Below are 19,513 nucleotides of genomic sequence, written 5' to 3'. Positions count from 1 at the left end.
CACCCCAGGTTCTGGAATTTCAGAACCCGGGGTGCCGCCGTCGTCCGCCCTGAAGCGGGATTACTTTTTGAAGGTGCCTGCGGGTGGGTTAGCGATGACGGGTGCGGTGCCGGTGTAGCCTTCGCGGGTTTCGGCGATGTCGCGGATGCGTTTGCGGCAGGCGTACCAGCCGAAGACCATCAGGATGGAGGCGATGGCGGTGACGAGCATGGTCAGGGGGGATTCGATGAAGACCATGATCAGTACGCCCAGGAGGAAGAGGATGGAGAGGTAGCCGGTGTAGGGGGCGCCGAACATGCGAAAGGCGGGGCGTTTGAGCCAGCCTTTGTTGGCCCAGCGGTGGAGTTGGATCTGGCACAGGACGATGGTGGCCCAGGTCATGATGATGCCGACGGAGGCGACGTTGAGGACGATTTCGAAGGCGTCGGCCGGAACGAGGTAGTTCAGCGGGACGCCCAGGAGGGAGACGCCGGCGGTGATGGCGATGCCGCCGTAGGGGACGCCGGCTTTGTTCATGCGGGAAGCGAATTTGGGGGCGGAGCCGTTGACGGACATGGAGCGCAGGATCCGGCCGGTGGAGTAGAGCCCGGCGTTAAGGGAGGACAGGGCGGCGGTGAGGACCACGAGGTTCATTATGACGTCCACGCCCTGGATGCCGATGGAGCCGAAGAACGTCACGAAGGGGCTGACGCCTTTTTCATAGGAGGTGTAGGGCAGCAGCAGGGCCAGGAGGATCACGGAGCCGACGTAGAACACCGCGATGCGGAAGACCACGGAGTTGATGGCTTTGGGCATGATTTTTTCGGGGTTCTCGGTTTCGCCGGCGGCGGTGCCGACGAGTTCGATGGAGGCGTAGGCGAACAGGACGCCCTGCATGAGGATGATCATGGGCAGCAGGCCGTTGGGGAAGATGCCGCCGTTATCGGCGATGAGGCTGAAGCCGACTTGTTGGCCGTCCACGGGGGTGCCGAAGATGACGAAGTAGGTGCCCACGATGAGGAACACGACCAGGGCTGCGACCTTGATCAAGGCGAACCAGAATTCCATTTCGCCAAAGACCTTGACCGAGACCAGGTTCAAAGCCAGGACCACGACCAGGGCGATCAGGGCCCAGGCCCATTGTGGGACTGCTGCCATCCAGGGGATGTAGTTGCCGAAGAAGTTCATGTACAGGGCCGCGGCGGTGATGTCCACGATGGTGGTGGTTGCCCAGTTGATCCAGTAGAACCAGCCGGAAACGAACGCGGCTTTTTCACCGAAGAATTCCCGGGCGTAGGAGACGAAGGACCCTGAGGAGGGGCGGTGGAGGACGAGTTCGCCCAGCGCGCGCAAGATCAGGAACGCGAAAAACCCGCAGACGGCGTAGGCGATGACCAGGGACGGTCCTGCGGCGTTGAGCCGGCCGCCGGCACCCAGGAACAGTCCGGTACCGATCGCGCCGCCGATGGCGATCATCTGGATCTGCCTCGGCTTAAGGTTCTTGTGGTAGCCCTTGTCCTCGGCATGCAACGCTGACTCAGGAGCGTGCGCCTGCGGCGGGACGGTGTGGTCTGTGATGGGGGGATATGTCATGGGGATGTCCTTTTAAGATGCCGTTTGATTCGGGGCCAGAGCCTGTTTGCTGAGGTTGGCTAGGCGTTCAGGGCTGAGGAGTTCCTGCAGTTGGGTGCTGGTGAGGAGTCCGTGTTCGAGGACGAGCTCGGCCACGCCCTTGCCGGTGGCGAGTGCTTCCTGCGCGATGGCGGTTGCGGTGGCGTAGCCGAGGTGGGGATTCAGGGCTGTGACCAGGCCGATGGACTGCTCCACGGTGAGGCGGAGGTGTTCGGTATTGGCGGTGATGCCCCGGATGCAACGGGCCGTGAGGGTGCGGCACGCGGCTTCCAGGTGGGAAATGCTCTTGTGGAGGCTGTGGACGATGACGGGTTCGAACGCGTTGAGCTGGAGCTGCCCGGCTTCGGCTGCCATGGTGATGGTGACATCGTTGCCGATGACTTCGTAGGCAACCTGGGAGACCACTTCCGGGATTACCGGGTTGATCTTGCCGGGCATGATGGAGGAACCGGACTGCACGGCCGGCAGGTTGATCTCGCCGAAACCGGCGCGCGGGCCGGAGGAGAGGAGGCGGAGGTCGTTGCAGATCTTGGAGAGCTTCACCGCCACGCGCTTCAGGACTCCAGAGAGGTGGACGAAGGCACCCACGTCCTGGGTGGCTTCGATGAGGTCCGGGGCGGTGACCAGCGGGAGGCCGGTGATCTCCGCGAGGTGCCGGCAGGCGGCCTCGGCATAGCCCAGGGGTGCGTTCAGGCCCGTGCCGATTGCAGTGGCGCCGAGGTTGATTTCGTGGATCAGGAGGTCGGCTTCAGCAAGACGGAGCCGGTCCTCGCCGATGGTGATGGCATAGGTGCCGAATTCCTGGCCCAGGGTCATGGGCACGGCGTCCTGCAGCTGGGTGCGGCCCATCTTGACCACCGTGCGGAACTCCAGCGCCTTTGACGCGCAGGCTTCCTCCAGTTCGGCCAAGGCGTCCAGCAGCTCCCGGGCGGCAAAGATGGTGCCCAGCTTTACTGCCGTGGGGTAGACGTCATTCGTGGACTGGGACAGGTTCACGTGGTCGTTGGGGTGCAGGCGGGAATAGTCGCCCTTGGAATGGCCCAGGATCTCCAGGGCACGGTTGGCGATGACCTCGTTGGCGTTCATGTTCGACGACGTTCCGGCGCCGCCTTGGATGACGTCCACCACGAACTGGTCGGCAAGCCGGCCGTCCAGGATGTCCTGGCACGCCCGCTCGATGGCGTCGGAGCGTTCGGAGTCCAGCAGCCCGAGCTCCCGGTTGGCGCGGGCCGCGGCAAGCTTGACGGCTGCCAGGCCCCGGACCAGGTGCATGTTCGATGAAAGCTTCTGGCCGGTAATGGGAAAGTTCTCCACCGCCCTGAGGGTGTGCACGCCCCAGTAGGCGTCGGCGGGGACATCGCGGTCTCCAAGCAGGTCGTGTTCCGATCGGACAGGTGCGGCGGTGTTAATCGTGGTCATGGGGTCCTTACAGGGCTTCGTTGACGGGTATGGACGTTGAGGTATGGGGCAGGAAGTCGGCAGCCTGCAGCAGGCCCACCTGGTGGCCGCCGCCGAGAACGGGTGCTGTTGCGATTGACGAGAGCGGCGTGGCGTCCACGCCCAGCGCCTCGAGGAGCTTGACGGTGGCCGGCATCCTGGCGCGGTCGCCGCCGTCGGAAATCTTCACGGCAACGGCGGCACCGTCTGGCAGGCCCACCAGCTGCACGCCTTCAAAGCCGTCCTTGGCCACTGACCCTGGGAGCAGGCGCATCAGCGCGGTGACGTCCCGCCCTTCCCCGGCCACCATGTCCGGGTGACCCTGTATGGCAAGCCCGACGGCGGCTTCCGCACTGCCGTCGCCGGCTGCGGCCGCCTTCGCGATCACACCGAAGGCACGGGCCATGTCCCGCAGGGTAAGGGCGAACAGCGGGGTACCGCAGCCATCGGTGCTGACGGCAAGGGGTTCCTCGCCAGCCAGGTCGATCACGGTCCTGGCAACCAGCTGCTGCAGCGGATGTGTGGGGTCCAGGTAGCCCTGGACCGGCCAGCCGTTGATCACGCAGGTGGCGGCCATCGCAGCGTGCTTGCCGGAGCAGTTCTGGGTCAGCTGGGTGGGTCCGCCGCCGTTGCGCAGCCATTCCTCGCGCTCGAGGACGCCGTAGGGGAGGTCGGTGCTGTTCTCGAAGTTGCTGACGCTGAGTCCGTGCAGTTCGAGGATGCGCTGGGCTCCTTGGCGGTGCTTTGCGGCGCCCGAGTGGCTTGCCGCTGCCAAGGCAAGGAGGTCGGCCGGCAGCTCGAGCCCGGCGCGGACCATGGCGACAGCCTGGAGCGGCTTGAGCGCGGACCGCGGATAAAAGGGCATCAGGGGATCACCCGCTGCCGTCACCGTGGTGCCATTCGCCGCAAGGGCGACGGCTGAGCCGTAGTGCACGCTTTCGACGAGGCCGTCACGAATGACGGTAACCAGGGGGGCGTGCCGCGGAAGCATGGCAGCAGTGTGGGCAGCAGACAGCGCAGGGGATTGCATGGGGTCCTCGGGTGGGCGTGTTCGGTTGCGGACGTTAGTTGTTCAGGATGGATTCGAGGGCAACGCCGACAGCGTGCAGGTGGTGGGCCATGGCCGCCCGTGCTTCCTCGGCCGAACCTGCCTCGATGGCGGCCAGGATCTGCTGGTGTTCGGTGTCTGAGGCGTGCTGGCGGTCAGCCACCATGTTCAGGGTTTCGGACTGGTGGGCCAGGGCGCCACGGATGTCCGCCACTACGCTGGCGAAGACCTTGTTGCCGCTGGCACGGGCGATGGCGGCATGGAAGGTCGAGTCCAGTGATACCCAGGACGCCGGATCGGTTTCGGTGGCCATCGCGGCCACGATGTGGCGGAGCGTTTCCAGCTCTTCGTCGCTGCGGCGTTCCGCGGCCAGTCCGGCTGCGGGTACTTCGATGTGCGGGCGGGCTTCGGTGAGGTCCCGGGCTGAGTACTGGCCCAAAGTGAGATCGTTGGCCACTTTGTTGGCAACGACGAACGTCCCCTTGCCTGTTTTCGTAATCGTCAGTCCCAGGGCCGTGCAGGAGCGGAGGGCTTCGCGGATCACCGAGCGGCTCACGCCATACTGCTGGGAAAGCGTGGCTTCGGAGCTCAGTTTGCTGCCTACAGACAACCGCCCCGACTCGATGTCCTGCCGGATCGCGTTGAAGACTGCCTCGGCAGCGCTAAGCCGGGCGAGTGGAAGGGCTGCAGGCTGTCCTGCTGTCCGGCTGTCTGACAGGTTCACACCTCAAATATGGCAGGGGTCACAGCTGCTGTCAAAGCGGGCCATGACACGGCGGCCTCTCTAGCGGACCGCTCGAGCTGGCCAAGACGCCAAGTGCAGGCTTGTTTTTGCCACCCCTTGCGGCACGCTCGTTCCGGGGCGCGCCCTATGCAGGATGAGTAGCCCGCTATAGAGTTTGCATAGGACACCAATCGGAACGATCGTGCCGAAAGAGGCGGGGGTCAAATGTCTTTCTCTCACTACCTTGGGGCGGAAGTCCGGGCCAGGCGTGCGGCCCTCCGCCTGACGCAGCACGATCTCTCCCAACTGGCAGGGGTTTCGGAGAGGTTCGTGCGGTTTGTGGAACAGGGGAAACCGAGCGTCCAGCTGGACTCACTTCTGGCGCTGCTTGAAACGCTCGGTTTGGAGCTTCAGTTGGCGACACGCACACGCACCGCCACGCTCCAGAACAAGACGGCGGCAGCGGGCCAGCGGGAGCAGACGTGAGGCACCGCATCGCCGATATCTATAAGGCGGGCATCCTCGCCGCTCGGCTTGAACGGCACGACGGCGGCACGAGGTTCAGCTACCTGGCGAGCTACCTCAGCACCGGGGGACCCGCCGTCGCCACCTCCCTGCCGCTCACGAACGAACCCGTGCTGTCCAGTGCGGGGGCCGCTCCGCCCTATTTCACCGGTCTGCTGCCGGAGGGCCGCCGTCTCAACGCCCTGCGTCGATCCATCAAAACCAGCGCGGACGACGACCTGTCCCTTCTGATCGCGGCCGGCGGCAATCCCGTGGGAGACGTCCAGATCGTCGGCCACGGGGAACCCTTGAACCAGGATGATCACGCGGTCCGCCTGGACCCACGCCGCCCTGTCGATTTTGACCAGTTGCTCGGCGACCCTGACTTGATTGATCCCGTAGCCCTGGCCGGTGTGCAGGACAAGTTGTCCGCCGGCATGATTTCCGTCGCGGTGGCCAGCACTGGGCGTCAGTTCATCCTGAAGCTCAATGCGCCGGAGTTCCCGCATGTGGTGGAGAACGAGTACGTTATGTTCCGCTACGCCGCCAGGCTTCGGATTCCCCTGAGCCGCGTCCAGCTGATCCGGGATGTTGCCGGCCGGCCGGGGCTCTTGGTGGAGCGTTTCGACCGCGTACCCGTGCCGGAGGCAGGGCCTGATGCCGTGCGGCGCCTCGCCGTGGAGGACGGGGCGCAAGTGCTGAAGCTCTACCCGGCGGACAAGTACAACGTGGGGTACAGCCAGGTGTGCCATGCGCTCGCGGACTACTGCTCGGCACCGCTTCCCGCCCTTCGAAACCTGGCGATCCAGGCGGCCTACGCATGGCTGACAGGCAACGGAGACCTGCACGCCAAGAACGTCTCCATGATCCAGCAGCCGCATGGAGAGTGGGTCATCGCGCCGGTGTACGACATCCCCTCCACGGTGGTTTACGGCGACAAAACTCTCGCGTTGACCATGCATGGGAAGCGGACAGGGATTTCGCGCCGCCACTTCCTGGGCTGGGCCACCGAGCTGGGGCTCACCGGCCGGACGGCTGTCCAGGTTCTGGAGCTCGCACTGAAGGCGTCGGGACCGCTGATCCCCGAGCTGGAGGACGGGACTGCCTTCCGCGCCTTGAAGGGGCGCGGCCCGAAGGGTAACGAGGACGGCGGCTCACCGTTTCCGGACTTGGTCACCAGGGCGTGGGTCAAGGAGCTGAAGCACCGCCGGAGATTGATGGAAGGCTAAGCCTGGCGGCGCATGCCCTCATGAGCCCTCGTACCACCGCAGTACGCGCAGCGCGCGGAGGGTGTTCCACCGGCTCGGTTGCCCGTCGCCGTCCTCCAGTGGAAAGTGGACCTTGCCCGGGTGGGTGTTTTCCAGCAGCCACATGCCGTCCGGTTGTTCCTTTGACTGCAGCACCTCCACCGCCTCCTCGAGGCGTTTGTCAGGGGCGCCGCCGGCGGCGCGGAAGTAGTCCAGGCCGCGAAGGACGTCGTAGAACCAGCGGGTGGGGTAGGAGAACTGAAGCCAGTCCCGGCTAATAAGCTCCCCGGTAGACTCCCGCCTCAGCAGCCGGCGATCCAGGAGATACTCCTCGGCGTGGTGCCGCGCTTCCCGGGATCCACCGGTGCCTCCAGTGCTCCGTTCGTGCTCGAGAAGTCCGTCCAGCACGCAGATAGTGGTGTGGAAGGAGGAGCGGGTGGAGCCTCTTTCGGCCTCGCAGTTCCAGCCGCCGTCAGCCAGTTGCTCGCGGGTCAGCCGCTCCACCGCCGGGTCCACGTTTTCTCCGAAGTACGCCCCGAGTGCCACGGTCATCCCGTTGATGCACGGTTCCACTTCGCCATCGAAGAAGAGCTGGTTGCCCTCCTCCCAGCGGCTGTTCGCGCGCACCAGAGCGATAGACTGCCGGGCTTCCCGGCTCGAGGGGTCCAGGCCGAAGTCGCGCAGGAGCAGCAGACTGTAGGTGGTGGCCGTCCACGGCTGGGTGTCCGGGTCATCGTCATAGGCGGGCCAGTAGGTACCGCCTGCCCATTGCCCGTCCGTATCCTGGAGGGCGAGGAGCCTGGCGCCCCAGCCGTGGTTCGCTACCCGCTCCCGCTCGGCCTGGATCTCCATGGGCGAAGCGTCGGTGAGGTCGCGGAGGACTTGCCAGCGAATGGCGGGGTCGGAATCGAGCAGCCAGTCGAGCACGTCCAGTCGCGTCACCGGATTAGAGGTGCTGGATGCCTGCCCGCTGCATCGCGTCTTTGTAGATGTCCACACTCTTGGCCAGAAGCTCTTCCTGCTTCGCCTCGGAGACAGCAAACGCCCGGCCGCCCAGAGCGGTGGCCTTGTAGACCTTGATACCGCTGTTCTTGAGCGATGAATGGTAGGTCTTCTCGAACAGCGTGAGGAAAGTGGAAGCGTCCGTGCCGTGGGCAATGATCGCGGAAACGCGTGAGTTGATCTTCAGAAACTGACGGAAGGGGCGCAGGCCGTCGGTCTTTTCCTGCACGCTCAGCGCCGACGGCATACCCGGATCACGTACCCATGGATAGGCGTTCCACGGCATTACGTAGCGGGGTTCGAGCTCAGCGAGTTCGTAGATCTGGGTGGCCCGGCGGGCCGCTTCGTCGTCGTTGTAGTGCGAGACGAAGCCGGATTCGGTACCCTTTCCCGGGCTGACCATCAGGCTGACGATCCGGCATTCATCCTCGTCGTGCACCGGGTCAATGTAGGGGACGGTGGAGCCCGGCTTCTTTTCCATCAGTTCGTCGCAAAGCTGGGTTACCTTCGCGATGTTCGGTTCCTGTAGCAGGGCTTTCTTTTCGTCCCAATCAATCGTCACGATTTCTCCCTCAGCAGCAAGGCGTCCAGAAACAGGCGTCTTAGGCCACTCTACGCTTCCGCGCATGGAGCAGGGCAGGGGTGGGGCGGTGGATCGGTAGATGTGCCCGGTGGGTGTGCGGAGTTCTACTGTGTGTCGGCAGCCTGCCCCCGCCATACTGCCAGGTCGTAGGCTACGGCGATCCGGGCCTGCATCGCGGCTGCTGCCGCCTTTCCGGTCTTCCAGTTCGCGGAGCTGGTCAATCATTCTCGGGCCGTCAGCGGCTGGACGGGTGGATGCAACGGTGCGCACGGCATCGGCAAACCGGGGACCAGGAAGACGTCCCTTTGCTTGAGTCGCTTCCTGACCCCGGGTTCCGCCGACGCTGTTGCTTCCATGGACAAAGTCTTCCAGCCGGGCGCGGCGAAAACAGAGGCCCGAGGAGCTATGTGGATAAAGGAGCGGCTCCCCGAAGATGTGCTGTTCAGTAGGAGGCGTGCTGTTCAATATAGGAATGCAGTTCACCAGGAAGGGCCTGAAAGATGACGGCTTTGCGGGCTTCAGGTCGTTTCAGGACCTGGACGCCATGCGGGTCCCGCAGGGTACGGGCGTCTTCGCTGTCATGGCGCCGGAAGGATTCCAGCCGGAATTTCTGAAGAAAAGCACCGCCGGCGTCTTCAAAAAGAAGGACCCGTCCCTGCCGGTACCGGCGCTCGCAGCCGAGTGGGTGGATGCCGCCGCGGTGCTCTATCTGGGGAAAGCCGGTCCGGGCAGCAAAGGCAACCGAGGGCTCCGGCGGCAGATCCAGGAGTTCCTGGACTTCGGGCAGGGCAAGCCGCCAGGGCATTGGGACGGCCGCCTGGTCTGGCAACTCAAGGACGCCGGGCAGTTGCTGCTCGCCTGGAAGGAACTTCCAGCCGAAGGCTTGAACAAGGCCGAAGCCGAGTACCACACGGCGTTCATTGAGGAGTACGGGCACCTGCCGTTCGCGAACCTGGTGCGGGCACGGGTCAAAGGCTAGGCAAGACTGCCATCAGGCTCCGGCCCAGGTGGGATCATGCCCCGCGGAGGCGTTCCATCTCACGGCGGTCTTTCTTGGTAGGCCGGCCAGTGCCACGGTCACGCTGCGGCAGGCCCAGCGCCGGAGCGGCAGGCCGCGGCGGTGTGTGGTCCGTAAAACAGTGGGACGCGGCCTCAGCGCCTACGCGCTTGTTGATCAGCCGGCGCACTTCGAGGATCCGTTCGTAACCGGACATCCGAACTGTCACCGTGTCGCCGTTAACCAACGTTGCCGAGGCCTTTGCCGGGCTGCCGTTCAGCCGTACATGGCCCGCGCGGCACGCGGCAGTAGCCGCAGAGCGGGTCTTGTAGGCCCGGATGGCCCACAGCCACGCATCGATGCGGACGCTGGCGGGAGAGGAAGGAAGACTGGTCATGGCTGGCACCGAGTATAGCCCCGGCGCCCCGGCCCGGTAGGCAGGTGTCCCAACCGGGCCCTGCCCAGCCCTGCCTCTATACGGCTCTGCTAAACCCTGCCTCTGTACCGGCCGCTACTCAACCCTTACGCTGATCCGCTGCACCACGTTGTTGCCCAGCCCCTGGTAGTTCCAGTTCTGTTCCAAGGGCTGGGTGGCGCCGCTGGCATCCGTGGCACGGCAGGCCAGCACATGCTCACCCGGGTCAGCGACCCACGGCAGCGTCCACTTGCGCCAGACGAACCCTCCCGCGGGTTTTTCCAGGTGCGCCGGCAGCCATTTGTCATCGATGCCCACGTCCACAGCAGTCACCGCCGCCTGCCCGGACCAGGCACGGCCTTGCAGCATCACGGGTCCCGGCGGCAACACCCGCTTGCGGGTGAAAAAGTCCGGGACGCCCGGCGGCGCCATCAGCGAACGTACCCTGATCCGCGAAACCGGCGTCCCGGCGTCGTCCGCTGAATCCTGGTAGCGGTATGCGACCTGCTGCTGGTAGCCAGCGAAGGGGGCAGTGACCACCTCGATGGATTCCAGCCACTTCACGCTGGCCATGCCGTACCAGCCGGGGACAACCAGCCGCAGGGGATATCCGTGCTGGGGCGGCAGCTCGCTGCCGTTCATTTTGTAGGCGAGCACGACGTCGGCACGCAGAGCTTCCCGGATGGGCAGGCTCCGCGCATAGTGGTGGGGGACGCCACCTTGAATCCCGGCATCCGCACCGGTGAAGACCACTTCCACGGCGTTCTGCAGCACCCCCGCCTTGCCGAGGAGGTACGCGAGGGGAACGCCGGTCCAGTGTGCGGTGCCCACTCCTTCAAGGACCCAGGGCTGGCTCATGGGCCGGGGTGAAAGGAGCGACCGGCCGTTGCCCGCGCACTCCAGCGTGACCGGTACGGTGATCGCGGGATCCTTCCGTAGCGCCGCCATGTTCAGCTCCAGCGCCCGCTCCACCGCGCCGCTGATCCGGAGGTGCCAAGCGGCAGGATCGACGTCGGGGATGTCGAAGTGCGTCAGGATGTAGTGAAGTCCCGGCGGAGTGATGTCTCGTCGGAGCGCCTCCAGGGGCATGGAGTGGTTGCGGGCGCCCAACTGAAGTTCCTCCGGAGTGAGCGGGCCGGTAGTGGGCCCGGCCGGCACCGCGGCCGGTTCCCCGGAACCCTCAGCTGGAGGGGTGGTCTGCAGGTTGTCGTGGATCTGCTTCATGGCGCTGCGATTCTAGTCGGCGGGGGACTGTTCTGGGCTGGATGGTGCCCTTGCCACAGGTTTACGCCCGCCCCGCCGGCACGTCAACGGCCCGCACCGGCGGTGGGGACAACTGCAGCTGGGGACCAGTCAGGAACCCCGCCAGGTTGGTGGGATCCTGGCCGGCCAGCCCGTACACATCAGGAGACACTCCCGCCAATTCCCCGGCCGCGATTGCCGTGTACGTGCTCACCCAGGCGTTCAGTTGCTTCTGAAGCGGAGTACGTGCACACCACAGCCGCGGCGTCCTCCAGCCCGGGCGCGCGTGCTGCGTCCCGCACCAGCAGGCGCTGGGCGGAACCAGCCGCGGCAAGCTGCTGCGCCACCATTCCGCCCAGGCCGCCGGTGGAGCCGGTGACGGCGAGGTCCGGCAGGTCCGACGTGGAATCCTCCGCCTAGTGTTCCCGCTTGGAGGGGGACTTGGTCTGCGCAGGATCACGTTCTGCGAGGGAGCCGATGGCGTCGTCAATCTTTTTCATCACGTCCGGTTCCAGCCTCACCCCTGCCGCCTCCACGCTGTCCGCGATCTGCTCCGGCCGGGACGCACCAATGATGGCCGAAGCCACGTTCGGGTTCTGCAGCACCCAGGCGACGGCAAGCTGCGGCATGGAAAGGCCGGCTTCCTCCGCAATGGGCTTGAGTTCCTGGACCCCGGTCAGGACGTCGTCGCGCATCCAGCGCTCGATCATCTTGGCGCCGCCCTTCTGGTCCGTGGCCCGGCTGCCTTCGGGAGCGGGCTGGCCGGGCAGGTACTTCCCGCTGAGGACACCCTGGGCCATGGGGGACCACACGATCTGGGATACACCCAACTCCTCGGACGCCGGTACCACCTCGGCCTCAATGACGCGCCACAGCATGGAATACTGCGGCTGGTTGGAGATGAGCTGGAAGCCGAGCTCCTTGGACAGTGCGTGGCCTTCGCCGAGCTGCTCAGCCGTCCACTCACTGACGCCGATGTACAGTGCCTTGCCCTGCCGGACGATGTCCGCGAACGCCTGCATGGTCTCCTCCAGCGGCGTTTCAAAGTCGTAGCGGTGAGCCTGGTAGAGGTCCACATAATCCGTCTGCAGCCTGCGCAGGGAGCCGTTGATTGATTCCATGATGTGCTTGCGGGACAGGCCAAGATCGTTCTTGCCCTTGGGGCCGGTGGCGCCAAAGACCTTGGTGAAGATCTCCAGGGACTCGCGGCGCTCGCCCTTCAAGGCTTCGCCGAGGACCGTTTCCGCAGCCGTGTTGGCGTAGACGTCCGCCGTGTCAAAGGTGCTGATGCCGGCATCGAGGGCCGCCCTCACACACTGGGAAGCGACGTCGTTCTCCACTTGGGAGCCGTGCGTGAGCCAGTTGCCGAAGGTAATTTCCGAGACTTTGAAGCCACTGTTTCCGAGGTATCTGAATTCCATGGGTTTCACGCTAACCCAGATGGTTGCTCAGGGTAAGGGGCGCCTGCCCTTATGGGGGTTGCCCGTGGATGCGGGGCGATCGGCGGCAGTTCCCTTGGCGGCTGAGCCTTTCGAAGTGGCGCCTTTGACCACCTGCGCCGGACCTGACAATGACACCAGCGATCCCGTGTCCAGCGGCGACAGCGGCCCCGGAGACTGCGTTTTCTTGAACGACCGCGGCACACGGCCCGGGCCGTGGTTGTCCAGGGCAGACTCCACAAGCGGAGCGACCTCCGCCACCTTGTCGGCAGGAATGCGGGGATCAGGCAGGTCCCGAACTGAAAGCTTGATTTCCGGTGTGGCCGCCCGCGCCCGCGCGATTGCCCTGGCGTCCGCCTCGGCAACAGCGGAGGCCCAGTCCTCGGCAAGGACGGGGGGTTCGCGGCGCGCAGCCGTCAGTACGGGGTGATGGACGACGGCGGTGCGCAGCACCGAACGCACGTGTGCCGGCTTCAGCATCGATCGCCAGTCCTGGCGCTGAAGCGGGGCTTTCGGGGCTTTCGCCGTGGCCGGGCCCCCATCAGCGGGACCGGCAGCGGAAACCGCAGGGCCGTCGTCGGGCCCCTTCCGGAAAGAGTTGTCCAAAGGGACCAGTGGGACGCTTCGATCGCGGGAGCGCCTGCCGAACAAGGCCATCAGCGTGACGGCTGCCAGCCGGCCGATCCCCGCGAGCACGAGCGTGATGACTCCCAGCAGGAAGAGGACCAGGAACATCAGGAAAGCCATTCCCACAGTCCCCAAAAAGGTCAGGTTGAGGATGAGCGTATCTGGATTTTCCACGTCATCTCTCCTCTCTGCCGGCCGTGAAGCCCGCACCTGCGCCCCTCTGCCGGCAACAGCTCCTTCTCCACCATACGGATTTTTGCTGGGCCATGCCGACGCGCGGAGCGGTGCGTCCCGGGTTGTTTCAAAGCTGTTACGCCCGATACCAGGCTGCCGGGGCGCCTATAGTCGGACGGGGAACCAGGGCATGCAACTGCCCGGCCCGAAGCAGGAAACAGGAGCATTCATGGCGGAGAACACACCAATCACGAACTGCATGTGCTTGTCCGGCGAGGCGTACGCGATGTGCTGCGGGCGGTTCCATTCCGGGAAAGCAGAAGCAGCAACGGCAGAACAGCTCATGCGCTCCCGTTACAGCGCGTTTGTGCTCCTGGACGGGCCTTACCTGCTGCGCACGTGGCACCCGGACAAGGCCCCGGCGAACCTGGACCTTGATCCAGACCTGCAGTGGCGGCGCCTGGACATTGTTTCCACCAACCGCGGCGGCCCGCTGGACGTCCAGGGGACGGTGGAGTTCAAAGCCTGGTTCCGGCACGGCAGCGAGCGCGGGGCGCATCACGAGGTCAGCAGGTTCGTGCGGGAAAACGGCCGCTGGTTTTACCTGGACGGGGAAGTCCTGGCCTGACTACTCGTCGTCGTAGTCCTCGTCCGGGGTGAAACCTGCCCGGTCAACCTTGCGGTGGAACCGCATGCCTGCCAGTCCGCCCAACACGGCGCCTGCCAGTGCCACCAGTGCCACCACTACGGCCGCAATGATGCTGGTGGTGGTGAGCTCCCCCTCATTAATCGGGATGCGCGGGAAGCTGTTGAGGTTGGCCAGCACGTTGAACTGCTGCCCGAACACGAGGCCGAGGATGGATACGAGGACAGCTGCGATCAGCGCCCAGATCCACACCATGAGGCCTTGCTTGGCGCCGTTGAAGCGCGCCATGCGTCCCGCGACGTAACCGCCGCAGTAATAGGAGAGGAGCAGGATGACCAGCAGGACGATGATGCCCACCAGGCCAACGGTGCCCTGGTTCTGGGCCGCTTGGTTCACCGCCTCGTTGACGTCCGTGTTGGTTGCAAGGCCTACAGCCGTTCCGGCTGCAGCCACCAGGGCGGTCAGCAGCACGGCCATGCCGGTGGCGGTCAGCCAGCCGAAGAACGCCGAGCCCACCTTGATGCCGCCAAACCGTTCCTTCTCCCGGGCGACGGCGGTCTGCCGGTCGGTCAGGTTCGGATCAACAGCAGGTGCCGAGGCCGCAGGGACATAGTCGCGCTCTGCGGAGGCACCAGTCGAGCCGGCGGGGCCAGCCGGCACCCGGTCGTAGGTGGATGTCGGCGTGGCATCTGCTGCGGGCTGTTGGTCGTAGGTGCGGGTGGCATCATCATCAGCCGCGGCGGCACGGTAGCTTCCGCTCCGGTCAGCGTCCTCCCGGGCGCGTCGTGGGGGCAGGTTCTCTGGGTCCGTTGAGCTGCTCATGGGTCAACTCAATCATCGCAACGTGTAGATAGCAAGGGTGCTTACTATTTTCGCGACCGATGGCGTCAGCGGTAGTTGCGGTGCAGGTTTTCCCTTTGAGAGGCTCCGGGGGAGGCGTCCGCAATCCATGGGCCGGTGCCTTCCGACTGGTCCAGTACGCCTGCCTCCAGCCAGGTATAGTCGCCGGCGAGAACCTTTCGGGTAAGGCGGTGGTCCGCGTCGTCCGTGTTCCGCCACAGCTGGTCGAAGTACTCGTCGACGCGCACGCGGGCCTGCTCGCAGTACGCCTCCGCGAGCTCGTAGGCGCTCGCGGCCTTTTCGGGAGCAGTGTGAAGCAGCATTTCCGCGCGTGAACAGCACGCCGTCATGGCGAACAGTTCCGCTCCGATGTCCACCACCCGGCCAAGGAATGCCTGCTTGCGTTCCAGCTTTGCCTGCCACCGGCCCATGCCGTAAAACGTCTGCCGGGCCAGGCGCCGGGACGAACGCTCCACGAACCGCAGGTGTTTGGCCAAGCGGCCAAACTCGCCGTATGAGCGCGGGTCCATGCCGGCGCCGGCCACCAGCTTGGGGAGCCAACGGGCATAAAAGCCGGAAGCGCCGACGGCGGCCTTCGCCTTGTCGGACAGGCTCGCGTCCATGGATGCAAGGTCACCCGCGGCAGCAAGGTGCGCATCCACGGCTTCCCGGGCGATCAGCAGGCGCATAATTTCCGAGGAACCCTCAAAAATCCTGTTGATCCGCAGGTCCCTCAGCTGCTGCTCGGCCGGTACGGCACGTTCACCGCGCGCTGCCAACGACTCCGCTGTTTCGAAGCCCCGCCCGCCGCGGATCTGTACCAGTTCGTCGGCTATCCGGCAGCTGATTTCCGTCGACCAGAGCTTCGCAAGGGCGGCCTCGATCCGCACGTCCTTCTGGCCGGCGTCGGCAAGCTCGGCGGAAAGCTCGAAGACGGCATCCAGGGCGAAGGCGGAAGCGGCGATGAAAGCGATCTTCTTGCCCACTGCCTCGTGCTCGCCCACCGGCCTGCCCCATTGCGTCCGGGCGTTGGACCATTCGCGGGCGATTTTGAGGCTCCAGCGGCCCGAGCCGACGCAAAGGCCCGGGATGGAGAGCCGGCCGGTATTCAGTGTAGTCAGCGCGATTTTCAGGCCCTGGCCCTCCTTGCCCAGCCTGTTGGCCGCCGGGACGCGCACCTGATGGAACCGGGTAACCCCGTTCTCGATGCCCCGCAGGCCCATAAAGGAGTTCCTGTTTTCCACCGTGATGCCCGGTGAGTGCATCTCCACCACAAACGCGCTGATGCCCCCCTTGTGCCTGGTGCCGTCCGCATCCGTGCGGCCCGGCACCACGGCCATGACCACCACCAGTTCGGCGATCACACCGTTCGTGGTCCACAGCTTGACACCGTCCAGCAGGTAGGATTCGCCATCGTCCGTGGGGGTTGCAGTGCTGCCCATCCGTGCTGGATCACTGCCCACGTCAGGTTCCGTCAGGAGGAACGCTGTCACGGCGCCGGCGGCGCAGCGCGGGAGGTACTCACGCTTCTGCTCGGCAGTGCCAAAAACCTTCACCGGCTCGGGCACGCCGATGGACTGATGCGCCGAAAGGAGGGCGCCGAGGCTGGGGTGCACGCTGCCCAGCAGGGCCAATGCCCGCCCGTAGTACACCAGCGACAGGCCCAGGCCGCCATACTCCTCGGGGATCTTCATCCCGAAGACGCCGAGGTCCGCCAGGCCCTGAAGGTATTCGTCAGGGATCTTCGCCTCGCGCTCGATAATCCGGCCGTCCATCGTCCGCGCGTATTCGGCGAGGCGGGCCATGAAGGCCTCACCCCGTTCCACGTCCGCCGGGTCAGGGGTGGGCCAGGGATGGACAAGGCTGAGGTCAAAACTGCCCAGGTAGAGCCCTTTGGCGAAGCTCGGGCGGTCCCAGCCGGTTTCGCGGGCCGCCTCGGCGACGGCGCGGGCCTCGTCCGCGGTGACGCTGCCGCCGATCTTGCCTGCTGGGACGGGGGTCTCCTCCGCCGGGGCGTCCGTTGCTGCGCTGTTGTTGGTGGAGCTGTCAGGGTTGGTCTTTGAGGGGCTGTCAGTGGCGGAGCTCATGGGTTATCTCCTTGGCCGGATAGCTTTCTTAGCCAGGTCCGCCGGGTTGGAGAACCCTTCAGCTGTCTCTCAATATTACCCGCGGGTAGGTTCCTGTGCTAGGGGAGGACTGCCCCTGAAAGTCTCCGGCGGGGTCAAATGCGGTGGCGTGGTGCACCAGTCGGTCCCAGCCTGCGTTGATGCCGCGAACCACGGCCAGGAGCGACTTCGAAACTACGGTCCACCCGAACTTTCCCGTGCCCAGCAGCACCAGCGCCACCAGTCCGGCCGTGAGGACGAAGACGGCCAGGATAAAGGCGAACACCAGCGTGCCCACGAATACCAAGGTGGCGGTTTCCACTGCGCTTAGATCGAACTGCATGAGTCCCCCTGCTGCAACGTTGCTTTGGTCGAAATCAGTAGCATGAGCGTAGGGGCAGACGGCCTGGCCAGCCAGAGCCGCGGCGGGCTGAAGGACCTCTTGATATTGGATCGAGATACTACGGCTAAGTAGGTCACGGAGTGGTCGCGGCCGCCTGCGTTAACCTTGTTGTTGGCAGTTTTCCGTTTGAAGCCCCTGCCCCGCCGCTCACAACAGCCCAAGGAGAGTGTGTGCCCCGCTCCGCCAGGTCATCCGCTGACGCCATCAGCGCCCGGCTCCGGGACCTCGAACTCCTCACCAAAGGACCCGCCTGGGCCCTGACCCGATCGGCCCCCTGGGTGATCGCGGTGCTGCAGGCCTCCTTTACCCGCGCCCGGCCCCAACTGCCGCTCGAGGAGTTCCACGCCGACGTCGACTCCTTCCTTGAGGAGCTCCGCCGCCAGGAGCCCGGGCTGGGAGGCGGCGCCAACGGGAAGGCCTTTGGCGATGAATGGACGCGCCGGCAGTTCCTGACGCGGCGGAACCAGTCAGGCCAAATCGTTTACGAGGTCACCGAACCGGCCGCGCGTGTGCTCGCCTTCCTCGACAGCCTGTCCAGCGAGCGGTCCACCCTGAACGGGTCGCGCCTCGGTACGCTGCTGGGAGACGTCGAGAAGCTCGCCAACGAGACCAATCCGGACCAAAGTGCCCGCCTCGAGTCCTTGGAAGAGGAAATCGAAGAGCGCCAGCAGCTGATCCAGGACATCAGCTCCGGCGAGTTCGACGGCCTGCTGGATGACGACGAGGCAGTTGAAGCGGCCGGAAACATCCTGGACCTCGCCGCCAGCCTGCCCGCCGACTACAAAAAGATGCGTGACCGGATCGAGGAACTGGTGGGCGGCCTGCGCAACCAGATCATCGAGGAGTCGCTGACCAAGGGTGCCACCATGGCGCAGGTGCTGGACGCCGACAAGCGCCTTCGCCAAAGCCCGGAGGGCAGGACATTCCGTTCCTTCACGGCTTTCCTGGAGGACCCGCAGCAGCAGCTCAGGTTCCGGTCGGCGATCGGCGAGGTCCTGAGCCGGCAGTTCGCGGACGACCTCTCACCCGAGGACCGGGAAACCTTGAAGAACCTTGTGGCCGAACTCCGCCAGCAGCACAGCCAGATCCAGCGGATTTACGGCAAGCTCAGTGAAAGCCTCAACACCTACATCCAAAGCGACGATTTCCGGCAGTCAGTCCGGCTCCGGCAAGTGCTCCGCGAAGCTGAGCAGGCCATCCGGTCGCTTCCGTACGAACGGGAACGTCCAGGGCTGGTGCCCGGGCCCGTCCTCTTCAACGCAGGGTTCGAGTCGCTGTCCATGGTGAAGCTCTTCGACCCGGACGAGTTCGCCGCACCGCCAAAACTCGCCGACCCCATTGCCTTCAGCGACTCGGACCGCGTGCGCTCGGCGAGGACCGGCAAGGCCAAGCCTGAAGTCATCCGCTCCGCGATGGCCGGCGCGTCCACCCTCTCCGAGGCGTGGCAGCAGCTGCCGCCGGAGGAGCAGCACATCAACACCATCCGGGCGCTCCTCTCGAGCGCCCTGCATGCGGGGGCAGGCTTCGACCGTGACGCCCTCGACGCCCTGGACTTTGAACAGATTGACGGCACCCTGCGCAGGGCCTACCTGCCGCTGGTGAAGCTCAAGAGGGATTGATATGACTGATGTGACAAACACGGCCGGTTCGGCGCCGGATGCGGCCCAAGGGGCGGCCTCCGGCGCGGAGCGGGCTTTCGCCGTAACCCCCCGCGACACCTTCATGGACGGTGCCGCCCTGTTCCCCGGCGATACCGGCGTGCTGTCCATGAAGGTGCGGCAGGCGCTGGTAAAGCTCCTCAAGGGTCCCTACGTTGACGGCGGCCGGGACGAAAAGCTCTGGACGGTCCTGCTGGACAACCAGATAATCCTGCGGAGCCGGCTCTCCGAGCTGTTCCTTACGATGCAGCTGGACCATGAACGGAAGATCGCGGTCCTGCGCCCGGTCGATCCGGACGCTATCGGCGGCAACACGCGCTCCAGCATCCTGCGGCAGCAGCGGGCACTCAGCCGGGTGGAGACCATTGTCCTGCTGCGGGTGCGCCTGCTGCTGGACCGGCACGTCACCGCGCAGACAGACCCAACGATTACCCGCGAGGAAATCGCCGACCTGGTGACGCATTACCAGCCCGCAGGCCAGCAGGACGCGTTGCGTGACTCGGACGTGGTCAACAGGGCCATCACCAAGCTCCTGGCCCGTCAACTCCTCCTGCCCACGGGCCTTGACGACGTCTACACCATCTCCAACGCCCTGCCCCTGGCCCTCCCCTTCGAAAACATCGGCGATATCCCCGCCCACATAGAAGCCCTGGCAGCAGCAACAACAGATGCCACCGGCACCGAAGCGCTCATAGAGCTTGACCGGGACCCGGTGGTTGAGCCTGCCGAAACCGAGGACGCCACCGAAGCGGAGGAGGCCGAGTGAGCATCGCAACCATGCTGCCTTTGGGCGAGCTGACGAACCCGGGAC

The 19,513-nt window shown here is 65.3% G+C and carries 20 protein-coding genes; 6 read left to right on the top strand and 14 right to left on the bottom strand.

The annotated features are described in order from the left end of the window. Positions 1–60: 60 nt before the first annotated feature. From AC5RWX_RS20915 to AC5RWX_RS20900, 4 genes are read right to left on the bottom strand one after another with little or no spacing between them, the layout of a single operon-like run. A complete protein-coding gene (locus tag AC5RWX_RS20915) occupies positions 61–1,572 on the bottom strand; it encodes an amino acid permease (protein WP_494098227.1) in 1,512 nt (503 codons plus the stop codon). A gap of 12 nt (positions 1,573–1,584) precedes the next feature. Further along, positions 1,585–3,030 carry an aspartate ammonia-lyase gene (locus AC5RWX_RS20910; protein ID WP_494098226.1) on the bottom strand — a complete coding sequence of 482 codons (1,446 nt, stop codon included), beginning with the start codon at positions 3,028–3,030 and terminating at the stop codon, positions 1,585–1,587. A 7-nt stretch (positions 3,031–3,037) separates the two neighbouring features. Continuing rightward, a complete protein-coding gene (locus AC5RWX_RS20905; RefSeq protein WP_494098225.1) occupies positions 3,038–4,078 on the bottom strand; it encodes an asparaginase in 1,041 nt (346 codons plus the stop codon). 34 nt (positions 4,079–4,112) lie between these two features. Next, positions 4,113–4,820: a FadR/GntR family transcriptional regulator gene (locus AC5RWX_RS20900; protein WP_494098224.1), complete on the bottom strand. Its 708-nt coding sequence runs from the start codon at positions 4,818–4,820 to the stop codon at positions 4,113–4,115. 225 nt (positions 4,821–5,045) lie between these two features. Here AC5RWX_RS20900 and AC5RWX_RS20895 point away from each other — a divergent pair, with 225 nt between their 5' ends. Together AC5RWX_RS20895 and AC5RWX_RS20890 are read left to right on the top strand one after the other, a co-directional pair. Next, a complete protein-coding gene (locus AC5RWX_RS20895) occupies positions 5,046–5,306 on the top strand; it encodes a type II toxin-antitoxin system Y4mF family antitoxin (protein ID WP_494098223.1) in 261 nt (86 codons plus the stop codon). Beyond that, positions 5,303–6,553 carry a type II toxin-antitoxin system HipA family toxin gene (locus AC5RWX_RS20890; protein WP_494098222.1) on the top strand — a complete coding sequence of 417 codons (1,251 nt, stop codon included), beginning with the start codon at positions 5,303–5,305 and terminating at the stop codon, positions 6,551–6,553. Before AC5RWX_RS20895 ends, AC5RWX_RS20890 begins: the two co-directional genes overlap by 4 nt. Before the next feature lie 18 nt (positions 6,554–6,571). Here the strand turns inward: AC5RWX_RS20890 and AC5RWX_RS20885 are convergent, their stop codons facing one another. Both AC5RWX_RS20885 and AC5RWX_RS20880 read right to left on the bottom strand, forming a co-directional pair. Next, positions 6,572–7,504 (bottom strand): hypothetical protein, encoded by a 933-nt coding sequence (locus AC5RWX_RS20885; protein WP_494098229.1) that lies wholly within the window; start codon positions 7,502–7,504, stop codon positions 6,572–6,574. A 13-nt stretch (positions 7,505–7,517) separates the two neighbouring features. Beyond that, positions 7,518–8,135, bottom strand: coding sequence for a uracil-DNA glycosylase family protein (locus AC5RWX_RS20880; RefSeq protein WP_494098221.1), 618 nt, complete (start codon positions 8,133–8,135; stop codon positions 7,518–7,520). 493 nt (positions 8,136–8,628) lie between these two features. On the opposite strand from AC5RWX_RS20880, the gene AC5RWX_RS20875 reads away from it, so the two are divergent. Beyond that, on the top strand, positions 8,629–9,135 hold the full coding sequence (locus AC5RWX_RS20875; protein ID WP_494098228.1) for a hypothetical protein: 507 nt from the start codon (positions 8,629–8,631) through the stop codon (positions 9,133–9,135). 34 nt (positions 9,136–9,169) lie between these two features. Here AC5RWX_RS20875 and AC5RWX_RS20870 read toward each other — a convergent pair whose 3' ends face one another. From AC5RWX_RS20870 to AC5RWX_RS20850, 5 genes are all read right to left on the bottom strand, one after another. Next, the gene (locus AC5RWX_RS20870; protein WP_494098220.1) at positions 9,170–9,550 is read right to left on the bottom strand and encodes an RNA-binding S4 domain-containing protein; all 381 of its coding nucleotides are present in this window, start codon (positions 9,548–9,550) and stop codon (positions 9,170–9,172) included. A 114-nt stretch (positions 9,551–9,664) separates the two neighbouring features. Next, a complete protein-coding gene (locus tag AC5RWX_RS20865; RefSeq protein ID WP_494098219.1) occupies positions 9,665–10,792 on the bottom strand; it encodes a sulfite oxidase in 1,128 nt (375 codons plus the stop codon). Positions 10,793–10,853: 61 nt separating this feature from the next. Continuing rightward, entirely contained in the window at positions 10,854–11,024 is a 171-nt protein-coding gene (locus AC5RWX_RS20860; RefSeq protein ID WP_494098218.1) for a hypothetical protein, read from the bottom strand. A 202-nt stretch (positions 11,025–11,226) separates the two neighbouring features. Continuing rightward, positions 11,227–12,231 (bottom strand): aldo/keto reductase family protein, encoded by a 1,005-nt coding sequence (locus tag AC5RWX_RS20855; RefSeq protein ID WP_494098217.1) that lies wholly within the window; start codon positions 12,229–12,231, stop codon positions 11,227–11,229. A 27-nt stretch (positions 12,232–12,258) separates the two neighbouring features. Then, positions 12,259–13,050 (bottom strand): hypothetical protein, encoded by a 792-nt coding sequence (locus AC5RWX_RS20850; protein WP_494098216.1) that lies wholly within the window; start codon positions 13,048–13,050, stop codon positions 12,259–12,261. Positions 13,051–13,279: 229 nt separating this feature from the next. Here AC5RWX_RS20850 and AC5RWX_RS20845 point away from each other — a divergent pair, with 229 nt between their 5' ends. Beyond that, positions 13,280–13,678 carry a YchJ family protein gene (locus tag AC5RWX_RS20845; RefSeq protein WP_494098215.1) on the top strand — a complete coding sequence of 133 codons (399 nt, stop codon included), beginning with the start codon at positions 13,280–13,282 and terminating at the stop codon, positions 13,676–13,678. Here AC5RWX_RS20845 and AC5RWX_RS20840 read toward each other — a convergent pair whose 3' ends face one another. The 3 genes from AC5RWX_RS20840 to AC5RWX_RS20830 form a co-directional block, all read right to left on the bottom strand. After that, the gene (locus tag AC5RWX_RS20840; protein ID WP_494098214.1) at positions 13,679–14,518 is read right to left on the bottom strand and encodes a hypothetical protein; all 840 of its coding nucleotides are present in this window, start codon (positions 14,516–14,518) and stop codon (positions 13,679–13,681) included. It abuts the gene before it with no gap. A 65-nt stretch (positions 14,519–14,583) separates the two neighbouring features. Further along, positions 14,584–16,623 carry an acyl-CoA dehydrogenase family protein gene (locus AC5RWX_RS20835; protein WP_494098213.1) on the bottom strand — a complete coding sequence of 680 codons (2,040 nt, stop codon included), beginning with the start codon at positions 16,621–16,623 and terminating at the stop codon, positions 14,584–14,586. A gap of 58 nt (positions 16,624–16,681) precedes the next feature. Beyond that, positions 16,682–16,984, bottom strand: coding sequence for a hypothetical protein (locus tag AC5RWX_RS20830; RefSeq protein WP_494098212.1), 303 nt, complete (start codon positions 16,982–16,984; stop codon positions 16,682–16,684). A 230-nt stretch (positions 16,985–17,214) separates the two neighbouring features. Between AC5RWX_RS20830 and AC5RWX_RS20825 the strand changes: the two genes are divergently transcribed. Both AC5RWX_RS20825 and AC5RWX_RS20820 read left to right on the top strand, forming a co-directional pair. After that, positions 17,215–18,663, top strand: a complete 1,449-nt coding sequence (locus tag AC5RWX_RS20825) for a DUF3375 family protein (RefSeq protein WP_494098211.1) — start codon at positions 17,215–17,217, stop codon at positions 18,661–18,663. 1 nt (position 18,664) lies between these two features. Continuing rightward, entirely contained in the window at positions 18,665–19,468 is an 804-nt protein-coding gene (locus AC5RWX_RS20820; protein WP_494098210.1) for a DUF4194 domain-containing protein, read from the top strand. The last annotated feature ends 45 nt before the right edge of the window (positions 19,469–19,513 follow it).

The sequence above is a fragment of the Arthrobacter sp. SPT-J7 genome (genome assembly GCF_059089965.1).
This window is presented reverse-complemented; position numbering and strand designations above follow the sequence as displayed.